Source organism: Microbacterium sp. KR10-403 (genome assembly GCF_040196215.1).
Classification (GTDB): domain Bacteria; phylum Actinomycetota; class Actinomycetes; order Actinomycetales; family Microbacteriaceae; genus Microbacterium.
Genome location: NZ_JBEGDC010000005.1, coordinates 409,741 through 428,516 on the forward strand (window position 1 = coordinate 409,741; position 18,776 = coordinate 428,516).

The 18,776-nt window shown below is 69.1% G+C and carries 20 protein-coding genes; 6 read left to right on the plus strand and 14 right to left on the minus strand.

What is annotated here, in order from left to right; genetic code table 11:
* Window positions 1-30: 30 nt before the first annotated feature.
* Window positions 31-1,422: an MFS transporter gene (locus ABMQ42_RS13770; protein WP_349723558.1), complete on the plus strand. Its 1,392-nt coding sequence runs from the start codon at window positions 31-33 to the stop codon at window positions 1,420-1,422.
* A gap of 4 nt (window positions 1,423-1,426) precedes the next feature.
* Here the strand turns inward: ABMQ42_RS13770 and rimM are convergent, their stop codons facing one another.
* The 3 genes from rimM to rpsP are packed head-to-tail and all read right to left on the minus strand — an operon-like array spanning window position 1,427 to window position 2,710.
* Window positions 1,427-2,065 (minus strand): ribosome maturation factor RimM, encoded by a 639-nt coding sequence (gene rimM, locus ABMQ42_RS13775; RefSeq protein ID WP_349723559.1) that lies wholly within the window; start codon window positions 2,063-2,065, stop codon window positions 1,427-1,429.
* A gap of 1 nt (window position 2,066) precedes the next feature.
* The gene (locus ABMQ42_RS13780; protein ID WP_349723560.1) at window positions 2,067-2,297 is read right to left on the minus strand and encodes an RNA-binding protein; all 231 of its coding nucleotides are present in this window, start codon (window positions 2,295-2,297) and stop codon (window positions 2,067-2,069) included.
* Between the two features lie 5 nt (window positions 2,298-2,302).
* Window positions 2,303-2,710 carry a 30S ribosomal protein S16 gene (gene rpsP / locus ABMQ42_RS13785; RefSeq protein ID WP_349723561.1) on the minus strand — a complete coding sequence of 136 codons (408 nt, stop codon included), beginning with the start codon at window positions 2,708-2,710 and terminating at the stop codon, window positions 2,303-2,305.
* Between the two features lie 188 nt (window positions 2,711-2,898).
* On the opposite strand from rpsP, the gene ABMQ42_RS13790 reads away from it, so the two are divergent.
* On the plus strand, window positions 2,899-4,065 hold the full coding sequence (locus ABMQ42_RS13790) for a glutamate--cysteine ligase (RefSeq protein WP_349723562.1): 1,167 nt from the start codon (window positions 2,899-2,901) through the stop codon (window positions 4,063-4,065).
* A gap of 3 nt (window positions 4,066-4,068) precedes the next feature.
* Here the strand turns inward: ABMQ42_RS13790 and ffh are convergent, their stop codons facing one another.
* Window positions 4,069-5,616 carry a signal recognition particle protein gene (gene ffh / locus ABMQ42_RS13795; protein ID WP_349723563.1) on the minus strand — a complete coding sequence of 516 codons (1,548 nt, stop codon included), beginning with the start codon at window positions 5,614-5,616 and terminating at the stop codon, window positions 4,069-4,071.
* A gap of 12 nt (window positions 5,617-5,628) precedes the next feature.
* On the minus strand, window positions 5,629-6,195 hold the full coding sequence (locus ABMQ42_RS13800; RefSeq protein ID WP_349723564.1) for a TetR/AcrR family transcriptional regulator: 567 nt from the start codon (window positions 6,193-6,195) through the stop codon (window positions 5,629-5,631).
* A gap of 75 nt (window positions 6,196-6,270) precedes the next feature.
* On the opposite strand from ABMQ42_RS13800, the gene lipB reads away from it, so the two are divergent.
* Together lipB and lipA are read left to right on the plus strand one after the other, a co-directional pair.
* The gene (lipB, locus tag ABMQ42_RS13805) at window positions 6,271-6,909 is read left to right on the plus strand and encodes a lipoyl(octanoyl) transferase LipB (protein ID WP_349723565.1); all 639 of its coding nucleotides are present in this window, start codon (window positions 6,271-6,273) and stop codon (window positions 6,907-6,909) included.
* Window positions 6,906-7,901, plus strand: a complete 996-nt coding sequence (gene lipA / locus ABMQ42_RS13810) for a lipoyl synthase (protein WP_349723566.1) — start codon at window positions 6,906-6,908, stop codon at window positions 7,899-7,901. Before lipB ends, lipA begins: the two co-directional genes overlap by 4 nt.
* A gap of 33 nt (window positions 7,902-7,934) precedes the next feature.
* Here the strand turns inward: lipA and ABMQ42_RS13815 are convergent, their stop codons facing one another.
* The 4 genes from ABMQ42_RS13815 to smc form a co-directional block, all read right to left on the minus strand.
* Window positions 7,935-8,435 (minus strand): DUF2004 domain-containing protein, encoded by a 501-nt coding sequence (locus ABMQ42_RS13815; protein WP_349723567.1) that lies wholly within the window; start codon window positions 8,433-8,435, stop codon window positions 7,935-7,937.
* Window positions 8,436-8,480: 45 nt separating this feature from the next.
* The gene (ftsY, locus tag ABMQ42_RS13820; RefSeq protein WP_349723568.1) at window positions 8,481-9,350 is read right to left on the minus strand and encodes a signal recognition particle-docking protein FtsY; all 870 of its coding nucleotides are present in this window, start codon (window positions 9,348-9,350) and stop codon (window positions 8,481-8,483) included.
* A 358-nt stretch (window positions 9,351-9,708) separates the two neighbouring features.
* The gene (locus tag ABMQ42_RS13825) at window positions 9,709-10,359 is read right to left on the minus strand and encodes a hypothetical protein (protein ID WP_349723569.1); all 651 of its coding nucleotides are present in this window, start codon (window positions 10,357-10,359) and stop codon (window positions 9,709-9,711) included.
* Between the two features lie 56 nt (window positions 10,360-10,415).
* On the minus strand, window positions 10,416-13,931 hold the full coding sequence (smc, locus tag ABMQ42_RS13830; RefSeq protein WP_349723570.1) for a chromosome segregation protein SMC: 3,516 nt from the start codon (window positions 13,929-13,931) through the stop codon (window positions 10,416-10,418).
* A gap of 481 nt (window positions 13,932-14,412) precedes the next feature.
* Between smc and ABMQ42_RS13835 the strand changes: the two genes are divergently transcribed.
* Window positions 14,413-14,679, plus strand: coding sequence for a hypothetical protein (locus tag ABMQ42_RS13835; protein ID WP_349723571.1), 267 nt, complete (start codon window positions 14,413-14,415; stop codon window positions 14,677-14,679).
* Between the two features lie 39 nt (window positions 14,680-14,718).
* Window positions 14,719-15,834 carry a bifunctional GNAT family N-acetyltransferase/hotdog fold thioesterase gene (locus tag ABMQ42_RS13840; RefSeq protein WP_349723572.1) on the plus strand — a complete coding sequence of 372 codons (1,116 nt, stop codon included), beginning with the start codon at window positions 14,719-14,721 and terminating at the stop codon, window positions 15,832-15,834.
* A 12-nt stretch (window positions 15,835-15,846) separates the two neighbouring features.
* Here the strand turns inward: ABMQ42_RS13840 and mutM are convergent, their stop codons facing one another.
* The 5 genes from mutM to coaD are packed head-to-tail and all read right to left on the minus strand — an operon-like array spanning window position 15,847 to window position 18,746.
* On the minus strand, window positions 15,847-16,743 hold the full coding sequence (gene mutM, locus ABMQ42_RS13845) for a bifunctional DNA-formamidopyrimidine glycosylase/DNA-(apurinic or apyrimidinic site) lyase (protein WP_349723573.1): 897 nt from the start codon (window positions 16,741-16,743) through the stop codon (window positions 15,847-15,849).
* Between the two features lies 1 nt (window position 16,744).
* Entirely contained in the window at window positions 16,745-17,434 is a 690-nt protein-coding gene (gene rnc, locus ABMQ42_RS13850) for a ribonuclease III (RefSeq protein ID WP_349723574.1), read from the minus strand.
* Between the two features lie 10 nt (window positions 17,435-17,444).
* The gene (rpmF, locus tag ABMQ42_RS13855) at window positions 17,445-17,654 is read right to left on the minus strand and encodes a 50S ribosomal protein L32 (protein ID WP_275276726.1); all 210 of its coding nucleotides are present in this window, start codon (window positions 17,652-17,654) and stop codon (window positions 17,445-17,447) included.
* 20 nt (window positions 17,655-17,674) lie between these two features.
* Window positions 17,675-18,232, minus strand: coding sequence for a YceD family protein (locus ABMQ42_RS13860; RefSeq protein WP_349723575.1), 558 nt, complete (start codon window positions 18,230-18,232; stop codon window positions 17,675-17,677).
* A gap of 16 nt (window positions 18,233-18,248) precedes the next feature.
* Window positions 18,249-18,746, minus strand: a complete 498-nt coding sequence (gene coaD / locus ABMQ42_RS13865) for a pantetheine-phosphate adenylyltransferase (protein ID WP_349723576.1) — start codon at window positions 18,744-18,746, stop codon at window positions 18,249-18,251.
* Between the last annotated feature and the right edge of the window lie 30 nt (window positions 18,747-18,776).

Below are 18,776 nucleotides of genomic sequence, written 5' to 3' on the forward strand. Positions count from 1 at the left end.
TAGCGTCATTCCACCGACGAAAGGACGCCCATGACCACCGAGCCGACCCTCAGCGCCTCCCCGTCCGCCTCGACCGGTGCACGCCGCACGAAACGCTGGATCGACGACTGGCGACCCGAAGACGCCGAGTTCTGGAACACGTCGGGCCAGGTGATCGCCCGCAGGAACCTCGCCTGGTCGGTCTTCGCCGAGTTCCTCGGCTTCGTCGTCTGGCAGCTCTGGAGCATCGTCGTCGTGATGCTGCCGGGCGCCGGGTTCGACCTGACGACCACGCAGACGTTCTGGCTCATCTCGCTGCCCAGTCTCGTCGGCGCGACGCTCCGCTTTCCGTACACCTTCATGGTCGCGCGCTTCGGCGGGCGGAACTGGACGATCGTCTCCGCGAGCCTTCTGCTCATCCCCACCGTCCTGCTGGCGATCGTCGTCTCCGACCCGCAGACGCCGTTCGGCGTCCTGCTTCTCGTCGCCGGGCTGGCCGGGCTGGGCGGCGGCAACTTCGCGAGCTCCATGGCGAACATCACCTACTTCTTCCCGCACAGGGAGAAGGGCTGGGCCCTGGGACTGAACGCCGCGGGCGGCAACATCGGCACCGCGATCGCGCAGCTGCTCGTGCCGATCGCCGTCTCGCTCACGGCGGCGACGACGCTCGGCCTGTCCGTCGCTGGATGGATGTGGGTGCCGCTCATCGTCATCGCCGCCTGGGGCGCGTGGCGGCACATGGACAATCTGTCCACAGCGCGCGCCGATGTGGCGGGCTCCCTCGCCGCTCTGCGCGAGCCGCACCTCTGGCTGCTGGCGCTCCTGTACATCGGGACCTTCGGATCGTTCATCGGCTTCTCCAGCGTGTTCCCGAAGCTCATCGCGGATCAGTTCCCCGACTACTCGACGTTCCAGGTCGGTCAGGCCGCGCTCTCGCTCGCCTTCCTCGGCGCGCTCGTCGGGTCACTCGCGCGCCCCTACGGCGGGCGGCTTGCCGATCGCTTCGGCGGCGCGCGCGTGACAGCCGGCGCGCTGGCCGTCATGTCGCTCGGAGCGCTGTCGCTGATCGCCGTCCTGCCGACGGGAGGGTTCTGGGGCTTCCTCGCGTGCTTCCTCGTCCTGTTCGCCGCGACGGGCGTGGGCAACGGCTCGACCTATCGGATGATCCCGTCCGTGTTCGCCGCCCGAGGGCGGGCCCGCGGCGACGACGAGCAGGCGCAGGCAGCGAACACGCGCGCGGCCGCCGCCGCTCTCGGCCTGATCTCGGCGATCGGCGCCTACGGCGGGTTCGTCATCCCGCAGCTGCTGGGCGCGTCGAAATCACTGACCGGCGGGTACACCGCGGCGTTCTGGGGCTTCGTCGCCGCCTACATCGCACTGCTCGCGATGACGGTGGTCGTCTACCTCGTCCCGCGCCGCGCGCTCGCGGGGCAGCGGGTCTGACGCGTCAGTCCTCGACAGGCAGTTCGTCGGTGGATGCCGCGGGTCCCTCGGGCTCGTCGGCATCCACCGGCAGCTCTTCGAAGAGCCCGGCGGGCGGTGTCACGACGACGCGCCGCGCCGCGACATCCACCACCGGAACGATGGCCTTCACGAAGGGCACCAGCACCTCACGGTCGCCCTGCGGCACCACGAGCAGGTCGTGTGCCGGAAGGTGGTCGACGCGGGCGATGCGGCCGACGACCTGATCGTCGCGGACCACGTCGAGGCCGACGAGCTGGTGGTCGTACCAGGCGTCCTCCTCCGAGGAGGCCGATGCGTCGGCCTCGACCCAGAGGATCGCCTTGACCAGCTCCTCAGCGGCCGTGCGGTCGTCGACGCCGTCGAGGAAGACGACCGGGTGGGAGTTCATCCATCTGAACTCGCGCACCGTGACGGACTTGCCGTGCCACGGCGACGACTCGGGCACCTGCAGGGTGAACACCGCTCCGGGTACGAATCGTCCGTCAGGGTCGTCGGTGTACAGCTCGAGCTTGAGTGCGCCCTTCAGGCCATGGGCCTTCAGCAGCCGTGCGACGCGCAACTGCGTGCCGGCCGGCTTGGGCGAGTGCTTCTTACCGGTCTTCTTCTCAGAGTCCGATGCCATCTCAGTCGTCCGCGACGTCGACGCGGACGCGCCGGCCGTCGGCCAGCGCCGAGATGAGGGTGCGCAGGGCTTTGGCCGTGCGACCGCCGCGCCCGATGACACGCCCGCGGTCCTCGGGATGCACGTGCACTTCGAGCACTTCGCCCCGGGGGGACGTGGATTCGTCGATGCGCACGTCGTCAGGGTGATCCACGATCCCCTTGACGACGTGCTCGAGCGCGGCGGCCAGCACTGCGACTACTCCGCGTCGGCCGCGGGGGCCTCGGCGGCGGGCTCTTCAGCCGCGGCCTTCTTCTCGGCCTTGGGCTTGATGACCGACTTCTTCGCGGCGTCAACCTCGAAGGGGGCCTTGGGCTCCTTGACCTTGACGGTCGACACCGCGTCCTTGTCGCCCTTGAACTTGCCCCAGTCGCCGGTCAGCTTGAGGATCGCGCGCACCTGGTCGGTCGGCTGTGCGCCGACGCCCAGCCAGTACTGCGCACGGTCGGAGTCGACCTCGATGAACGAGGGCTCCTCGGTGGGGTGGTACTTGCCGATCTCCTCGATGACACGACCGTCGCGCTTGGTGCGCGAGTCGGCCACGACGATGCGGTAGTACGGGGCACGGATCTTGCCGAGCCGCTTGAGACGGATCTTGACAGCCACGATTCTCCTGAATGTGTGTGAAAACGGTGAACCAGTCGCCTGGAGCGTGGGGTGCACACCCGGCGGAAGCTCGAAGGTGGAGACGCACGCCGGATAGAGGGTCGGGCGTCGCTCCGACGTTCAATTCTGCCAGATCCCGCCCGATGCCGCGAACCGACAGCGGGGCGTGTCCATGCCAGACTGTGCCAATGGGGGTGCACTTCGCGTCATCGGCCCGTTCCACGATCGGCCTGGAATGGGAGCTGATGCTGGCCGACCGCTCATCCGGCGACCTCGTACCGCGTGCTCCGGAGCTCCTCGCCGCCATCGGCGCCGCCCTCGCCGACCACGAGCGCTTCACCGTCACCGGCGAGCTTCTGACGAACACCGTCGAGGTCACCAGCGGCATCGGTGCCACCGTCGCCGAGGCCGCGCACGATGTCGCGGATGCGATCGCCGCTGTCCGCGCGTTCACCGATCCGCGTGGCGTCGAACTGCTCTGCGCCGGCAGCCACCCCTTCGCACAGTGGTACGACCAGGAGGTCACCGACAAGACCCGCTACCGCACGCTCATCGACCGGACCCAGTGGTGGGGGCGGAACATGATGATCTGGGGCATCCATGTGCATGTCGGCGTCGAAGACGTGGCGAAGGTGTTCCCGCTCATCGGGGCCCTGTCCGTTTATCTGCCGCATCTGCAGGCGCTGTCGGCGTCCAGCCCCTTCTGGGCCGGGGAGCGCACGGGCTACGCCTCGAACCGATCACTCGTCTTCCAGCAGCTGCCCACCGCGGGGCTCCCCTGGCCGCTGCAGAACTGGGCGGAGTTCGAGTCGTATCTTGACGACATGGTCGGCACCGGGGTGATGGCCGACGCGAGCGAGGTGCGCTGGGACATCCGCCCCGCACCGCGCTGGGGCACGATCGAGGTGCGCGCGTGCGACGGCATGTCGACTCTGCCCGAGCTCGCCGCTGTCGCCGCGCTCACGCAGGTGCTCGTCGAGCACTTCTCACGCGAACTCGACTCGGGACGCACCCTGCCATCGCTGCAGCCGTGGTTTGTCCGCGAGAACAAGTGGCGCGCCGCACGTTACGGGCTCGACGCGCGCCTCATCATCGATCGCGACGGTCGGCAGCGCCCCGTGCGCGAGCATCTCGTCGAGACCGTGCACGCCCTCGGCGGCGTGGCCGACGACCTCGGGTGCGCGCGCGAGCTCACGGGCGTGCTGTCGATCCTCGAAGGCGGCAACAGTTCGATGAGACAGACCCGCGTCGCGGACGCGGTCGACGGCGACCTGCGCGCCGTCGTGCAGCATCTCATCCGCGAGTTCCGCGAGGGCCCGACTCTGCGCGAGCATCTCGCCCGGCTCGGCGGCTGACTTCTAGCGGTTGTCGCCGAGCATCTTCTGGAGCTCGGAGATGTCCTCAGCGGTGGGCACCTTCTTGCCGCTGAGACCGAAACCCGAGCCGGTCTGCTCGGTCGGAGCAGCCGCCAACCCGGCGTTCTCGGCGGCGCGCCGGGCGGGGTTGCCCGAGCGCGAGCCCTTCTTCTTCTGCTGCTTGCCGCGCTTGCTGGACGCCCCGGGCTTGCCCATCGGCCCCATCCCGGGGATGTTCGGGGTCCCACCGCGGGCCACGGTCTTCATCATCTTCGCGGCCTGCTCGAAGCGCTGCACGAGCTGGTTCACATCCGTGACGGTCATACCCGATCCGTTGGCGATGCGCAGACGACGCGAACCGTTGAGCAGCTTGGTGTTGCGGCGCTCCGCGGGCGTCATCGAACGGATGATGGCTTCGGTGCGGTCGATCTCACGCTCGTCGAAGTCGTCGAGCTGCTGCTTCATCTGGCCCATGCCCGGCAGCATGCCGAGCATCTTCTTCATCGAGCCCATCTTGCGCATCTGCTGCATCTGCTCGAGGAAGTCCTCAAGAGTGAACTGCTCGGTCGCGAGCTTCTCCGCGACCTTGCGCGCCTCTTCTTCGTCGAACGCCTGCTGGGCCTGTTCGATGAGGGTGAGGATGTCGCCGAGGTCGAGGATGCGGCTGGCCATGCGGTCGGGGTGGAACGGCTCGAGGTCGTCGAGCCCCTCCCCCGTGGACGCGTAGATGATCGGCCGTCCGGTGACCGAGGCGACCGAGAGCGCCGCACCGCCGCGTGCGTCGCCGTCGAGCTTCGACAGCACCACGCCGGTGAAGTCGACGCCGTCCTGGAACGCCTTCGCGGTGTTGACGGCATCCTGACCGATCATCGCGTCGATGACGAACAACACCTCGTCGGGGTCGGTCGCCGTGCGGATGTCGGCGGCCTGCTTCATGAGCTCGGCGTCGACGCCGAGTCGGCCGGCGGTGTCGATGATGACGATGTCGTGCTGGGCGCGACGCGCGTGCTCGACGCCGTCACGAGCGACGCGCACGGGGTCGCCGACGCCGTTGCCGGGCTCGGGCGAGTAGATCGCGGCACCGGCCTGCTCGGCGACGACCTCCAGCTGATTGACCGCGTTGGGCCGCTGCAGGTCGGCCGCGACCAGCAGCGGGGTGTGGCCGTCCGTCTCGAGCTGCTTGGCGAGCTTCCCGGCGAAGGTCGTCTTGCCCGAACCCTGCAGGCCGGCGAGCATGATGACCGTCGGCGGGGTCTTGGCGAACTGCAGACGTCGCTGCTCGCCGCCGAGGATCGCGACCAGCTCTTCGTTGACGATCTGCACGACCTGCTGGGCGGGGTTCAGCGCGCGGTTCACCTCATCGGAGAGTGAGCGCTCGCGCACCTTCGCCGTGAACTCCTTGACGACGCTCAGCGCGACGTCGGCGTCGAGCAGCGCGCGCCGGATCTCGCGGACGGTGCCGTCGACGTCGGCGGGCGAGAGCTTGCCCTTGGTGCGCAGGTTGCGGAAGGTCTCGGTGAGCCGATCCGAGAGAGTGCCGAAAGTAGCCATGATGCCCCGATTCTACGGGAGCAGGATGAGCGCGAGAGCGAGGGACCGGTCCAGCAGCGGCTGCAGCGGTCTTCGCCCCGCGCCTTCGTGCGCCCACGCGCGCACGGCGGCCCACACGGCGCCTCCGCACGCGGCGCCGATCACCTCGGCGCGCAGCGGTTCGAGCCCGCCGATCAGCAACCGGCGGCTCACGCCGTCGGCGATACGCGCCTGCCGCACCGCGGCTTCCCGTTCCAACTCGGCGGCGACGCCCATCTGCTCGGCGTTGACGATGGCCAGCGCCAGGGCGTCGGGAGCGAAGTCGTCGGCGAATGCGGTCAGGCTCGGCAGGACATCTCCCCCACCCGCGAAAGCCCGTTCAGCGGCATCCACCCGCTCATCGAAGGCCGCCCAGAGGATGTCGCCCTTCGACGAGAAGTAGTTGAAGAAGCTCGACCGGCTGACCCCGGCGCGCCGAGTGATGTCGACGACCGACGTCGCCGCGAACCCCTGCTCGAGGAAAAGCTCGCACGCCGCCTCAGCCAGGGTCTCGTGCGACGAGGACTTGGGACGACCGGGGCGCGGTGACGAATCGGACACGCCCCCAGCGTACGGCGGCACGCACGCGGCGGCGTATTGTTGGACTGCATCCAATATCACCCACGAGGAGATGTCGTGCTCGAGATCCACCATGCCGGGCTGGCCCCGGAGTACGTGCCCTACCGCGAAGCATGGGCGCTGCAGCGTCGCATCCATGCCGAGGTCGTGGCAGGCGACCGCCCCGACACGATGATCGTGCTCGAACACGAGGCGGTATACACGGCCGGGAAGCGCACGGAGCCGCACGAGCGCCCCCAGGACGGCACCGAGGTCATCGACGTCGACCGCGGCGGGAAGATCACCTGGCACGGGCCCGGGCAGCTCGTCGGCTACCCGATCGTGCGGCTGGTCGAGCCCATCGACGTCGTCGCGCACGTACGCCGCCTCGAGCGGCTCCTCATCGCCGCGCTCGCCGAGCACGGCGTCGACGGGTATCAGGTCGCGCGACGCAGCGGCGTCTGGGTGCGTCGCCCGCTGTCGGAGGACAAGATCGCCGCGATCGGAGTGCGCGTCGAGAAGGGCGCGACCATGCATGGGTTCGCGATCAACTGCGACAACTCGCTGGCGGCGTTCCGCAACATCATCCCCTGCGGGATCACCGACGCGGGCGTGACCACGGTCAGCGAGGTGGTGGGGCGGGATGTCGCGCCCGCCGACATCCTCGACACCGTGACGCGCGTGTTCCGTGACGAGTACGCGGGGGTGCCGGCATGAGCGCCGCCCCGGACGGTCGCAGGATGCTGCGCCTCGAGGTCCGCAACGCGCAGACCCCCATCGAGCGCAAGCCGGAGTGGATCAAGACCCGCGCGAAGATGGGGCCGCAGTACACCGAGCTGCAGCATCTGGTGCGCGATGAGGATCTGCACACCGTGTGCCAGGAGGCCGGGTGCCCCAACATCTACGAGTGCTGGGAGGATCGCGAGGCCACGTTCCTCATCGGCGGCTCGCAGTGCACACGGCGATGTGCGTTCTGCCAGATCGACACCGGCAAGCCCGCGGCCTACGACGTCGACGAGCCGCGGCGCGTCGCCGAGAGCGTGCAGCGCATGGGCCTGCGGTACGCCACCGTGACCAGCGTCGCCCGCGACGACCTGCCCGACACCGGTGCGTGGCTCAACGCCGAGACGGTGCGGCAGATCCACGCGAAGAACCCGAACACCGGCGTCGAGCTGCTCGCCAACGAGCACAACGCCGACCCGGCGTTCCTGGGGCAGATCTTCGACGCCCGCCCCGAGGTGTTCGCACACAACCTCGAGACGGTCCCCCGCCTGTTCAAGCTCATCCGCCCCGCGTTCCGCTACGAGCGGTCGTTGAACGTGCTCACGCAGAGCCGCGAGGCAGGGCTCATCACGAAGTCGAACCTGATCCTGGGCATGGGCGAGGAACCCGCCGAGGTCGTCTCGGCGATGCAAGATCTGCACGACGCCGGCTGCGACATCCTCACCATCACCCAGTACCTGCGCCCCACGCCTCGGCACCACCCGATCGACCGGTGGGTGAAGCCCGAGGAGTTCGTGGAGTACAAGGAGGAGGCCGAGCGCATCGGATTCCTCGGGGTGCTCGCGGGTCCCCTGGTGCGCTCGTCGTACCGTGCCGGGCGTCTGTGGGCCCAGTCGATGATCTCGAAGGGGCGCGAGATCCCCGCGCACCTGCAGCACATCGCCGCCGACGTGCACGTGGAGCGCGGGTTCGCCCAGGCCGTCTGAACGACGCGGCCTCGGTGCCCGGCGCCGGCCCCGTCAGTCGGCGCTGGTCACCGACTGCACGTCGCCGTCGGTGTTGAGGTTGACCAGCAGCACGTCGTCGGTGGCATCGGGATCCAGCGCGTACTCGAGCACCGCGAACGGGTCGGTGCCGCCGTGCTCGTCGGCGAGGATCGTCATGCTCATCAGACGCAGCGAGCGGATGATGTCGACGTGCGTGTCGCCCGAGATGTCGACGAGGTAGTCCTCGAGGTCATCACCCAGCTCCTCCTGCTGCTGCAGGATGAACTCGATGACCTCGCTGGTCCGGTCGTCGAGCTCCGACAGCATCGCGCTGCGGGCCGAGCGGTCGACATCCTCCAGCGACGTGATCATCGCCGCGGCGACATCGAGTGCCGCCGCAGACACGTCGTCCTCATCGGGCGCGGTGAGATCCACCGACACCGCTTGATCGCCCAGCTCGATGGTCTCGGACCAGAAGATCGAACCGTCCGGGCCGGATTCCAGAAGTCCGAAGTAGTCGTGTTCGATCGCCATGCCTTTATGAAACCAGCCCGCGCGCCGATCCGGTAGAGCCGCGCGTCATTCGACCAGCGACGCGGCGAACACGTGCGGCGTGAAGCCGGTGAGGTCGCCGATGTCTTCCCCCTGGCCGAGCAGCTTGACGGGGATCCCGGTGCGCTCCTGCACGGCCAGCACGAAGCCGCCCTTCGCCGAGCCGTCGAGCTTCGTCAGGACGAGACCCGTCACGCCCGCATGCTCGAGGAACGCCTCCGCCTGCATCACGCCGTTCTGGCCGGTCGTGGCATCCAGCACCAGCAGGACCTCGCTGATCGGCGCCTGCTTCTCGATCACGCGCCGGATCTTGGTCAGCTCGTCCATCAGCCCGCCCTTGGTGTGCAGGCGGCCGGCGGTGTCGACGATCACGATCTCGGTGCCCGTGTTCTTCGCGTACTCGATGGTCTGGAAGGCGACGGATGCCGGATCCTGCCCCTCCTGCTGCGGGCGCACGATCGCGGCGCCCGAGCGCTCCGCCCAGGTGGCCAGCTGGTCGACCGCGGCGGCGCGGAAAGTGTCGGCGGCGCCGACCACGACCGAGCGCTGGTACCGCTGCAGGAACTTCGCGAACTTGCCGATGGTCGTGGTCTTGCCCACGCCGTTCACACCCACCACGAGCACGACCGCCGGGCGCTCGGTGAGCTTGAGCGTCGTGTCGAACTTCGCGAAGTGCTCCTCGAGGGTCTCCTTCAGCATGCGCTGCAGGTCACGCGGGTCGGTCGTGTGGAACCGCTCGACCTTCTCGCGCAGCTCATCGACGATGCGCTCGGTGATGTCGGGCCCGAAATCCGCCGTGAGCAGCGCGGTCTCCAGGTCGTCCCACGTCGTCTCGTCGATCGTCGGCTTGACGAACATGCCGCGCAACGCGCGTCCCAGTGACCACTTCTCCGCCATGCCTCCAGCCTACGGGGCGCCTACCACGCCCATGCCCCACCCTTCTGGCCGGACGCTTGCCGCCGCGAGCGGGCGTTTCCCGTCGCTCCTCGGCTCGCTGCCTGGCGCCCTCGCCCGGGGCGAGGGGATCTGCCCAGGCGAGGGCCGAATTCGCCATATCGGCCCTCGCTCCGGGATATCTCCTCGCCCGCGGCGAGGGGCCGGCTCCCCCCTGGGACCACGGAGTGCGCCCCGACGGGCTGCGCGGCATCCCGACCCTCGTGGTCACGGGCGACTGGAACGAGGAATACGAGACGATCGCGCAGAAGCTCGTCGAGGGCGGCGCGCCATGCGAGCGTTGAGCCGGGGCGCTGATCGGTCAGGACGCCGGGCGGATGATCATCCGGATGCCGGTCGGCGCCAACTGGTCGCGCACCTGCGCGGCCGAGAAGCCGTCCGGGCAGTCGACCGACGTCAGCAGTCCGACCTTGACGGAGCGGAACACGCGTGCCGACACGATCGACGACGCCCCGTTCTTCGAATTGGTGCTCACCACGCTGCGCACCCGCACAGTCCCGTTCCCCGACGACTGAGTCGGCAGCGCGTCGTCGTACGCGTACTTGGTCACGCTCGCGACATCGCTGGTGCCATACTCCTGCGCGAGCATCGTGTCGGAGAGCGTGCGCTCGTCCTGCGTCAGATCGAGATCGTCGACCTTGGTCTGCCAGAACCCGATGATGCACTGCGACGAGGTCTGCTGGTACGACCAGCGTCCATTGCCGTCATCGGCGGATGCCACGGTGAAGCCATCCGCACCGCCCATCGTGTCGGCCCACTGGATGGTCGACGAAGAGTCCAGACCGGATGCCGCGTCGAAGGGGAAGTCGTCGGCCAGAGTGATCGTCGCCGACGGCGACGGTGTGGATGCCGGGGTCGGTGTCGGGTCGTCTGCAGCGATCACGCTGCAGCCTGACAGCGCGACAGCACCGAGTACGGCGGTCAGGAGCAGTGCGGTGCGACGCAAGAACACGCGCTCGACGATATCGCGCGGTGGCATCAACCGGCTGAGTGCGTCTCCTGCATGCGTCAGACGGCGGCAGGCTCCTGCTCGCGCGCCTTGCGGTCGCCCACACGCTGACCGACCACCGCCGAGACGCCGTCCTGGCGCATCGAGACGCCGTACAACGCATCGGCGATCTCCATCGTGCGCTTCTGGTGCGTGATGACGATGAGCTGACTCGACGCGCGCAACTGCTCGAACACGCCGAGCAGGCGTCCCAGGTTCGCATCGTCGAGCGCCGCCTCCACCTCGTCGAGGATGTAGAACGGGCTCGGGCGCGCCTTGAAGATCGCCGTCAGCAGGGCCACCGCCGCCAGCGACCTCTCTCCGCCCGAGAGCAGCGACAGCCGCTCGATCTTCTTGCCCACCGGCCGCACCGCCACCTCGATCCCCGTGGTGAGCGGATCATCCGGGTTCGTCAGCGAGATGCTGCCGGTGCCCCCCGGGAACAGAATCGGGAACACCTCGGTGAACGCCTGCCGGGTGTCGTCGAACGCCGCGAGGAAGATCGACTGCATGCGCTCGTCGAGCTCCTCGATGATCGTGAGCAGATCCTTGCGGGTCTGCGTGAGATCGGCGAGCTGCTCGGTGAGGAACTTGTGCCGTTGCTCGAGCGCTTCGAACTCCTCGAGTGCGAGGGGATTCACGCGTCCCAGTTGCGCGAGCTTGCGCTCGGCGTCCTGCAGTCGCTTGGCCTGTGACCTGCGCTCATACGGCGCCGGCTCGACGTCGTCGTCCGTCGCCGGAACCGGCTGATCCGGACCATATTCCGAAACGAGAATATCTTCCTCGAGCCCGAGCTCCGACTGCACGCGCTCCAACAGGCTCGTGACGTGAAGCTTCTTCTCGTGGATCTGCAGCTCGAGGCCGTGCACGTTCTCGGTGAGCCCCGCGAGCCGCTCGCGGACGGATGCATCATCGAGGCGCAGCTGCGACAGCTCGGCCGTGAGCGCCGTGCGTGCCGACTCGGCCGTGGCGAGTTCCACCCGCGCCTCGCTCACCGAGCGGTCCACCGAGTCGAGGAGAGGCGGCAGACGGTCGGCGACGCCCGCGGCGACCTCGCGCTGCGCACGGCGGACCACCGCCCGGCGGGCAGCTTCCGCGGCCGCGGCCTTCTCGCGTTCGCGCTGACGCTCCAGCCCATCGGCGCGAACCTCTTCAGCGCGGATGCGCTCCTTGAGCGTCTCGACCTCCAGCCGCGCGGTCATCTCCGTCTCGCGGGCCGTCTCCAGCTCGGCGAGCATGCCGTCGCGGGCAGACGCATCGAGAATCGGGCGGGGTGCCTCCAGCGCGGCATCGAGCTGTTCCTGAGCGGAACGCGCGGAGTCCTTCGCCTCGTCGACGGCCGCCTCCGCCTGCCGCAGCGTCGCTTCGAGGCGTTCGCACTCCGCCACTGCGGCCTCATGGCGCACGGTCGCCCGGTTCGCCTTCTCGGCGTGCGCGGCGAGCTCAGCATCGTGCTGCCGCAACGCCTGCAGCGCGCTCTTCGCCGTGCGCCGGGCATCCTCCTGCTGCGTCTGCGCAGCGCTCAGCGCTTCACGCAGTGAGTCCACGATGACACCGACCTCGTCGAGGCGGTCGGCTGCGGCATCCCGTTCCGCCCGCAGCTCGATGCGTGAGCGCCCTTCGCCCGAACCCGCGCGCAGGCGGAACGGTGTGACCAGCTCCCCCGCCCGCGTCACCACGGTGATCGTGCCGGGGGCTGCGTCCACCGCCGCACGCGCGGCATCGAGATCGTCGGCGAGGTACACGTCCGCCAGCAGCCCGCGCACCCCGTCGGGCGCCCGCACGACCTCGGCTGCCGAGGTGAGCCCCGCGACCGCAGACCCTTCGGTGCGTCGAGCGGGCTCGGCGATGGTGATGTCGACGACTCCGAGGTCGCCGCCGTCCAGCCCGCGGGCCACGTCCACGGCCGTCGCCGCGTCGTCGACGAGCACGCCCTCGGCGATCGGGCCGAGCACGGAGGCGATTGCGGCTTCCCATCCGCCCGAGACCTCCACAGCGTCCGAGACCAGGCCGCGCACGCCCGCGTCGCCGCGGGCGACGATCTCGGCGGCACCGCCGCGCACATCGAGCGCGCGCGAGAGCGCCTTCGTCTGCGCGGTGAGCGACTCCTTCTCGCGCTCGGCGGCGTGCAGCTTGTCCCGCAGCTCGCCGACGGCGGCCTCCGCATCGGTGGCGTCGCGCTGCGCGCGCTCGTAGGCGCCCGCATGCTCAGCGGATGCGGCATCCGATACCGACTCCGGATCGATCTCATCGAGCACGCGCTGCGCCTCGGCACGTCGAGACTGCGCGGCATCCAGCGCACTCTGCTGGCGTGCGACGGCCTGCTCGACGGCGGCGAGGGCGGATGCCGCGGCCTCGGCCGTGCCGCGCAGGCTCGTGATCTTCATGTCGTGCTCCGACACGAGCGCGCTCTGTGCTGCGATGTCCGCATCGAGGGCGTCCAGCTCGCCGCGCGCACGCACCACCGCGCGCGCCGCGTCAGCCGCGGCATCCTGTGCCGCATCCAGCCCCGAGGCGATCTCGTCGATGCCGGCGCGCGCCTCGTCGATGGACGCCTGGGTCACCGTCTGCTGCGGGGCCAGCGCGTCATCGTCCTCCGCCAGCAGCGAGAGCCGCTGGCCCGCGAGCGTGTACAGGCCGCGCAGACGCTCCTGCACCTGTTCCAGGGAGAACACGACGCCCCGCGCGCGGTCGACCGCCTCCGAGCGCTGGTCGGCCTCCAACTGTTCGATGCGCGCATGCAACGACTCGGCGCGGTCCTGCAGAACGAGCCTCTCGGCGTGACGTTCCTGCTCGCTCGCGGCCGCCGCCGCGAGCTCGGTGCGAAGTCCGACCAGCTCGTCCGCGAACAGCCGTGCCTTCGCATCGCGCACCACCGCTGCGATGGTCGCAGCCTCGCGCGCGATCTCGGCCTGCCGCCCCAACGGCTTCAGCTGCCGACGCAGCTCACCGGCGAGGTCGTTCAGCCGCGTGAGGTTCGCCTCCATCGCCTGCAGCTTGCGCACGGTCTTCTCTTTGCGGCGCCGATGCTTGAGGATTCCCGCCGCCTCTTCGATGAAGCCGCGTCGATCTTCGGGGCTGGCCTGCAGCACGGTGTCGAGGCGTCCCTGCCCCACGATCACATGCATCTCGCGGCCCAGGCCCGAGTCGCTCAGCAGCTCCTGCACGTCGAGCAGGCGGCAGCTCTGGCCGTTGATCGCGTACTCACTGGCCCCGTTGCGGAACAGTGTGCGACTGATCGTCACCTCGGCGTACTCGATCGGCAGCGCACCGTCGGCGTTGTCGATCGTGAGCTGCACCTCGGCGCGTCCCAACGGGCCGCGCGTCGAGGTGCCGGCGAAGATGACGTCTTCCATCTTGCCGCCGCGCAGGGTCTTGGCCCCCTGCTCCCCCATCACCCAGGCGAGCGCGTCGACGATGTTCGACTTGCCCGAGCCGTTCGGGCCGACGATCGCAGTCACACCGGGCTCGAGCACGAAGGTCGTGGGCTGGGCGAACGACTTGAACCCCTTGAGCGTCACGCTCTTCAGGTGCATGTCACGGCCCCTCCGCCCCGTACGATCACCGGAACACGTTATCGGATGCGGTCCGTTCGGGCCCTGCGACCGGCCGCGGAGCCCGCGATCCGGGCCCGCGACACGCCCGTCGGCCGCCGATTCTGGGGAATCGCTTGACATGCCCCGTGAGACCGCGCTAACGTCGCAACTCGCGTTTGATTCCTGAAGGGAGGCCCGCCGATGATTCTCACCACGCCGCACATGTCGCGCTGCGCAGACGCTGCCGTTGCAGTCGTCACCCGCCCGGCGGCCGTCACCCCCTTCGGAGCGACGACGCCCGCGGCCGGCTAACGGGTCAGAAGCGCTCCGCTTCGCCCTCCGCCCTGCGCCGTCACTCCGACGGCCCCACCGATCTGCGTGTCGGTTCTTCGTCGCCTCCGCGCGACATTTCCGCCGCCTTCCGTGCGGCACTCGCCGGGCCTTCTCGCCCGGGATCCCTGACGACTCCGAAAGAGCCCTCATGAACACCGTGCTGTCCCTGACGCGTCCCGATGAGCGGGAACGCCTCGAGACGCTCTCCCAGCTGACCCACGACACCCGCGTGTCAGCACTCGACCGATTGTCGCTGCGGCTCGGTCTGTGGCTGCTGCTGCACGCCGAGCGCAGCGCTCAGCGCCGCTCCGACCGCGAAGGGCAGCGCCTCCGCGCACTCGCCCGTGAGCACCGTGCCCGCACCGAACGCGAGAACGCGCTCGTGCGCGCCGCCATCACGCTGCAGTATCGCTGAGCCGCGGCATCCACACTGCGACGACGAAGGAAGACGATCATGACCCACACCACCACCACGCCGCCCGAGATCAGCATGCCCGACGGAGTCGAGCTGCGCCGGCTGGTCATCCCGCAGACGCGGGATGCCGCCGACGCGGCCGACTTCGTCGAGATGGTGCGCGCGCGCAACAAGATCTACCGCGAGATCAACGGCAACGACGACGACACCAATACGGCCGACGAACTTCTCCCCCGCTATCAGGACGAGAAGTACGAGCAGAATCTGCTCTGGCTGCTGTTGCGGGGCGGCGAGGCTGTCGGCCGAGCCATCCTGACGCTCCCGGGCGAGCAAGGGTCGCGGGTGGCGTTCGCGAACATCGAGATCCTGCAGGATGCCTGGGGCCACGGCATCGGCTCTGCCGCCGCCGCGGTGCTCGAGCGCGAAGCAGCCGACGCGGGGCGCACGGTCCTGCAAGCGTGGGCCGTGCACAGCGGCGACGAGCCCCAGCGCCTCGATGCCCCCACCGGATTCGGGACCGTGCCCCTCGACCACACTGCCCGTTTCCTACAGCGCCGGGGCTACGCGCTCGAGCAGATCGAGCGCAAGAGCGCCCTCCCGCTGAATGCGCACACGCATGCACACGTCGACGAGCTTCTCGCCGATGCGCAGCGGGCGGCGGTGGGCTATCGCATCGTGCAGTGGACGGCGCCGACTCCTCCCGAGTACCTCGCGGGCTATGGCCTGATGAAGGAACGCATGATCACCGATGCGCCGGCCGCCGGCATCGAGTTCGACGAGGAGGTGTGGGATGCCGCTCGCATCGCCGACCACGAGAAGCCCTACCTCGCATCGGGCCGCACGCTGCACGTCACCGCCGCGCAGCATGTCGAGTCCGGCGAGCTCGTGGCCTTCAACGAGCTTGTCATCGGTGCCGACCGCACGGAGACCACGCACCAGGAGGACACCCTGGTGCGTGCCGATCACCGCGGACGCCGCCTCGGCATGCTCGTGAAGTGCGCCGCGCTGCACGACTGGCGCGAGTTCGCACCAGAGTCGCCGCGGGTGGTCACCTACAACGCCGAGGAGAACCGCCCGATGCTCGACATCAACGAGGCGATCGGATTCACTCCGGTGTCATACAACGGCGCGTGGAAGAAGACGGTCACCGCATGAGACGAGCGTGGGTCACCCGCGCCGCGGCTGGCAGTGCGCGCAGAAGTGGCTCGAGCGGTTCATGAACGACGCGCGCACGATCGGGCGCCCGCAGCGCGGGCACGGCTGGCCTGTGCGTCCGTAAGCGTTGAGCGAATGGGCGAAGTACCCGGCCTCGCCGTTGACGTTGACGTACTGCTCATCGAAGCTCGTGCCGCCCTCCGCCAGCGCCTTCTCGAGCACCAGGCGCACCTGTGTGAGCAGGAGGTTCACCGCCCGCGTGGGCAGTGCGCGCGCCGACGTCTCGGGGTGGATACGCGCGGCCCACAGCGCCTCGTCCGCGTAGATGTTGCCGATGCCGCTGGCGACGGTCTGGTCGAGCAGCACGCGCTTGATCGCCGAGTCCTTGCGTGCGAGCCGCGCGCGGAAGAGCACATCGTCGAACGCGGGATCGAGCACGTCGCGCGCGATGTGGGCGACCTGGGTGGGCACGAGCGGAGCGGCATCGCCCCGTCCTCCCGCCGCGCCGTCGGGCGTCGGCACCAGCGAATCGATCGCGAGCGACCCGAAGGTGCGCTGGTCGGCGAACACGACGGCGAGTTCGCCGTGGACGGGATGCTGGATGTCGAGCCGGATGCGCTCGAACCGCTCCACGGGCGCCCCGGATTCGCGCAGCAGCAGCTGCCCACTCATGCCCAGGTGACCCACGACCGCCTCCGCCGCGCCGACCATCGGCAGCCACAGGAATTTGCCCCGACGTACGGCCGAGCGCAGCACCTGGCCGGTCAGTCGCGCCTCGAAGTCGGCGGCACCCGCGCTGTGGCGCGTCAGCGAACGCTCATCGCGTACCGTGACGGCGGCGACATGCGCGCCGCTCACGGCCGGCTCAAGACCGTGCCGTACGACCTCGACTTCGGGAAGCTCAGGCACCTCAGTCGCGCTCGGACAGCGCGTGCCATAGCTTCAGCGCTGCTGCCATCTCGGCATGCTTCTTGCTGGTGCCGGTGCCCGTCGTCGACGAGTCGCCGACAGTCACCGTCGCGGTGAACAGGCGGTCGTGATCGGGGCCGGAAGCCGTCACGCTGTAGACAGGCGGGGTCATGCCCAGACGCGCCGCCAACTCCTGCAGGCTCGTCTTAGGGTCGACCGCCGCGCCGTAGCGATCGGGGTCGGCCAGCAGCGGCTCGACGAGCCGGTGCACGAGGCCGGTCGCGGCATCCGGGCCGGCCGAGAGATACGTGGCGCCGATGACGGCCTCCATCGTGTCGGCGAGGATCGAGTCCTTGTCACGCCCGCCGGTCTGGTCCTCACCGCGGCCGAGCTTGAGGTACTCGCCCAGTCCGATGCCCCGTGCCACCTCGGCGAGGGCCACGGTGGACACGACCGACGCCCGGCGCTTGGCCAGCGATCCCTCTTCGAGCTCGGGATGCCGGGTGTACAGCAGCACCGTGACGGCCTGACCCAGCACCGAGTCGCCGAGGAACTCGAGACGCTCGTTGTGCGGCAGATGGCCGTGTTCGTAGGCGTACGAGCGATGCGTCAGTGCGAGCGACAGAAGCTCGGGGTCGATATCGACCCCGAGCTTGTCGGTCAGCTGGGACGTACCCGCTGTGAGCGTCATCGGACGCGAATCAGACGTCGGCGACCTTGCGGCCCTTGTACTCGAGGAACAGCTCGGTGCCCTGCGAGTCGGTGACGACCTTGGCCTGGTGGGGACGGCTGTAGACGACCTTGCCGTTCTCGACGGTCTTCACGAGCGTGGGGACCGAGGCCTTCCACTGCGCGCGGCGCGAACGGGTGTTGGAGCGGGAGACCTTCCGCTTCGGGGGGTTACCTGCCATGGCTGTTCTTCCTTTGCTTCCTACGTCTGGGATCCGGGCACATCATCGGTGCCCTCTGCCGGCTCGGACGAGAACCCCGCCAGAGCGGCCCACCTCGGGTCGATGCTCTGCCGGGATTCGTCATCCGGCAGGTCAGCCAGACGTTCGCCCGTTTCGGGGTCGAGCCCCGGGCAGTCCGGCCGGCACACCGGCTGAAACGGAAGCGACAGGACGAGGGCGTCCCGGACCAGAGTTTCAAGATCCACGTGGTCGTCTTGAACCTCGAAGTCGTTCGCTTCCTCTCCAGGATACGCGAAAAGCTCCTGGAACTCGACTTCGACAGGCGCTTCGATGGGCGTCAGGCACCGCCCGCACTCGCCCGTGTATCGCGAGAACGCGTTCCCCGAGGCGAGAATGCCCTCATGCACGGACTCGAGACGCACATCGACCTGCACATGTTCGCCGGCGTCGAGCGACACCAGACCCTCGCCCCACCGTTCCGGCAGGACGACATCCAACTCGGTCTCGCGCATCTCGCCGGGACGGCGCACGATGTCGCGGACGAGCACGCTGAAAGCGCCGGGACGCGGAGTTCTCATCCGACGATTCTACCGTTCAGATCCCGCGCGCGCCCGTGTCGAGGAACCGGGCGACGGGTGCCGGCACATACGGTGACACGTCCCCACCGAGGCCCGCGACCTGACGCACCAGCGAACTCGAGACCAGCGCGTGGGCGGGGTCGGGCAGGAGGAAGACGGTCTCGATGTCGGCGAGATGCCGGTTGACGATGGCCATCGGCGTCTCGTACGCGACGTCGACCTGCGATCGGATGCCCTTGACCAGCACGCCGGCCTTGACGTCGGTGGCGTAGTCGACGAGCAGGCCCATGCTCCACGAGGCGACGACGATGTCACCCTCGATGCCCGCTTCGGCGATCGACTGCTCGATCAGCGACAGGCGCTGCGCGATGGGCAGCATGGCCTGCTTGTCGGGGTTGTGCACGACCAGGACATGGATCGTGTCGTACAGCCGCGCGGCACGTTCGATGACATCCAAATGACCGAGAGTGGGTGGGTCGAATGACCCCGGGACGACGGCGATCCGGTTGCTCACCCCTCCAGCCTATCTGCCGAGCTTTGAGGT

Coding starts and splice junctions, on each gene's coding strand:
- ABMQ42_RS13815 (WP_349723567.1), bottom strand. CDS start 8,435: ATGGCGATCGAACACGACTACTTCGGACTTCTGGAATCCGGCCCGGAC.
- ftsY (WP_349723568.1), bottom strand. CDS start 9,350: ATGGCGGAGAAGTGGTCACTGGGACGCGCGTTGCGCGGCATGTTCGTC.
- rpmF (WP_275276726.1), bottom strand. CDS start 17,654: ATGGCAGGTAACCCCCCGAAGCGGAAGGTCTCCCGCTCCAACACCCGT.
- ABMQ42_RS13790 (WP_349723562.1), top strand. CDS start 2,899: ATGGGGGTGCACTTCGCGTCATCGGCCCGTTCCACGATCGGCCTGGAA.
- ABMQ42_RS13835 (WP_349723571.1), top strand. CDS start 14,413: ATGAACACCGTGCTGTCCCTGACGCGTCCCGATGAGCGGGAACGCCTC.
- ffh (WP_349723563.1), bottom strand. CDS start 5,616: ATGGCTACTTTCGGCACTCTCTCGGATCGGCTCACCGAGACCTTCCGC.
- rimM (WP_349723559.1), bottom strand. CDS start 2,065: ATGGCATCGGACTCTGAGAAGAAGACCGGTAAGAAGCACTCGCCCAAG.
- ABMQ42_RS13860 (WP_349723575.1), bottom strand. CDS start 18,232: ATGAGAACTCCGCGTCCCGGCGCTTTCAGCGTGCTCGTCCGCGACATC.
- ABMQ42_RS13770 (WP_349723558.1), top strand. CDS start 31: ATGACCACCGAGCCGACCCTCAGCGCCTCCCCGTCCGCCTCGACCGGT.
- rnc (WP_349723574.1), bottom strand. CDS start 17,434: ATGACGCTCACAGCGGGTACGTCCCAGCTGACCGACAAGCTCGGGGTC.
- lipA (WP_349723566.1), top strand. CDS start 6,906: ATGAGCGCCGCCCCGGACGGTCGCAGGATGCTGCGCCTCGAGGTCCGC.
- ABMQ42_RS13840 (WP_349723572.1), top strand. CDS start 14,719: ATGACCCACACCACCACCACGCCGCCCGAGATCAGCATGCCCGACGGA.
- smc (WP_349723570.1), bottom strand. CDS start 13,931: ATGCACCTGAAGAGCGTGACGCTCAAGGGGTTCAAGTCGTTCGCCCAG.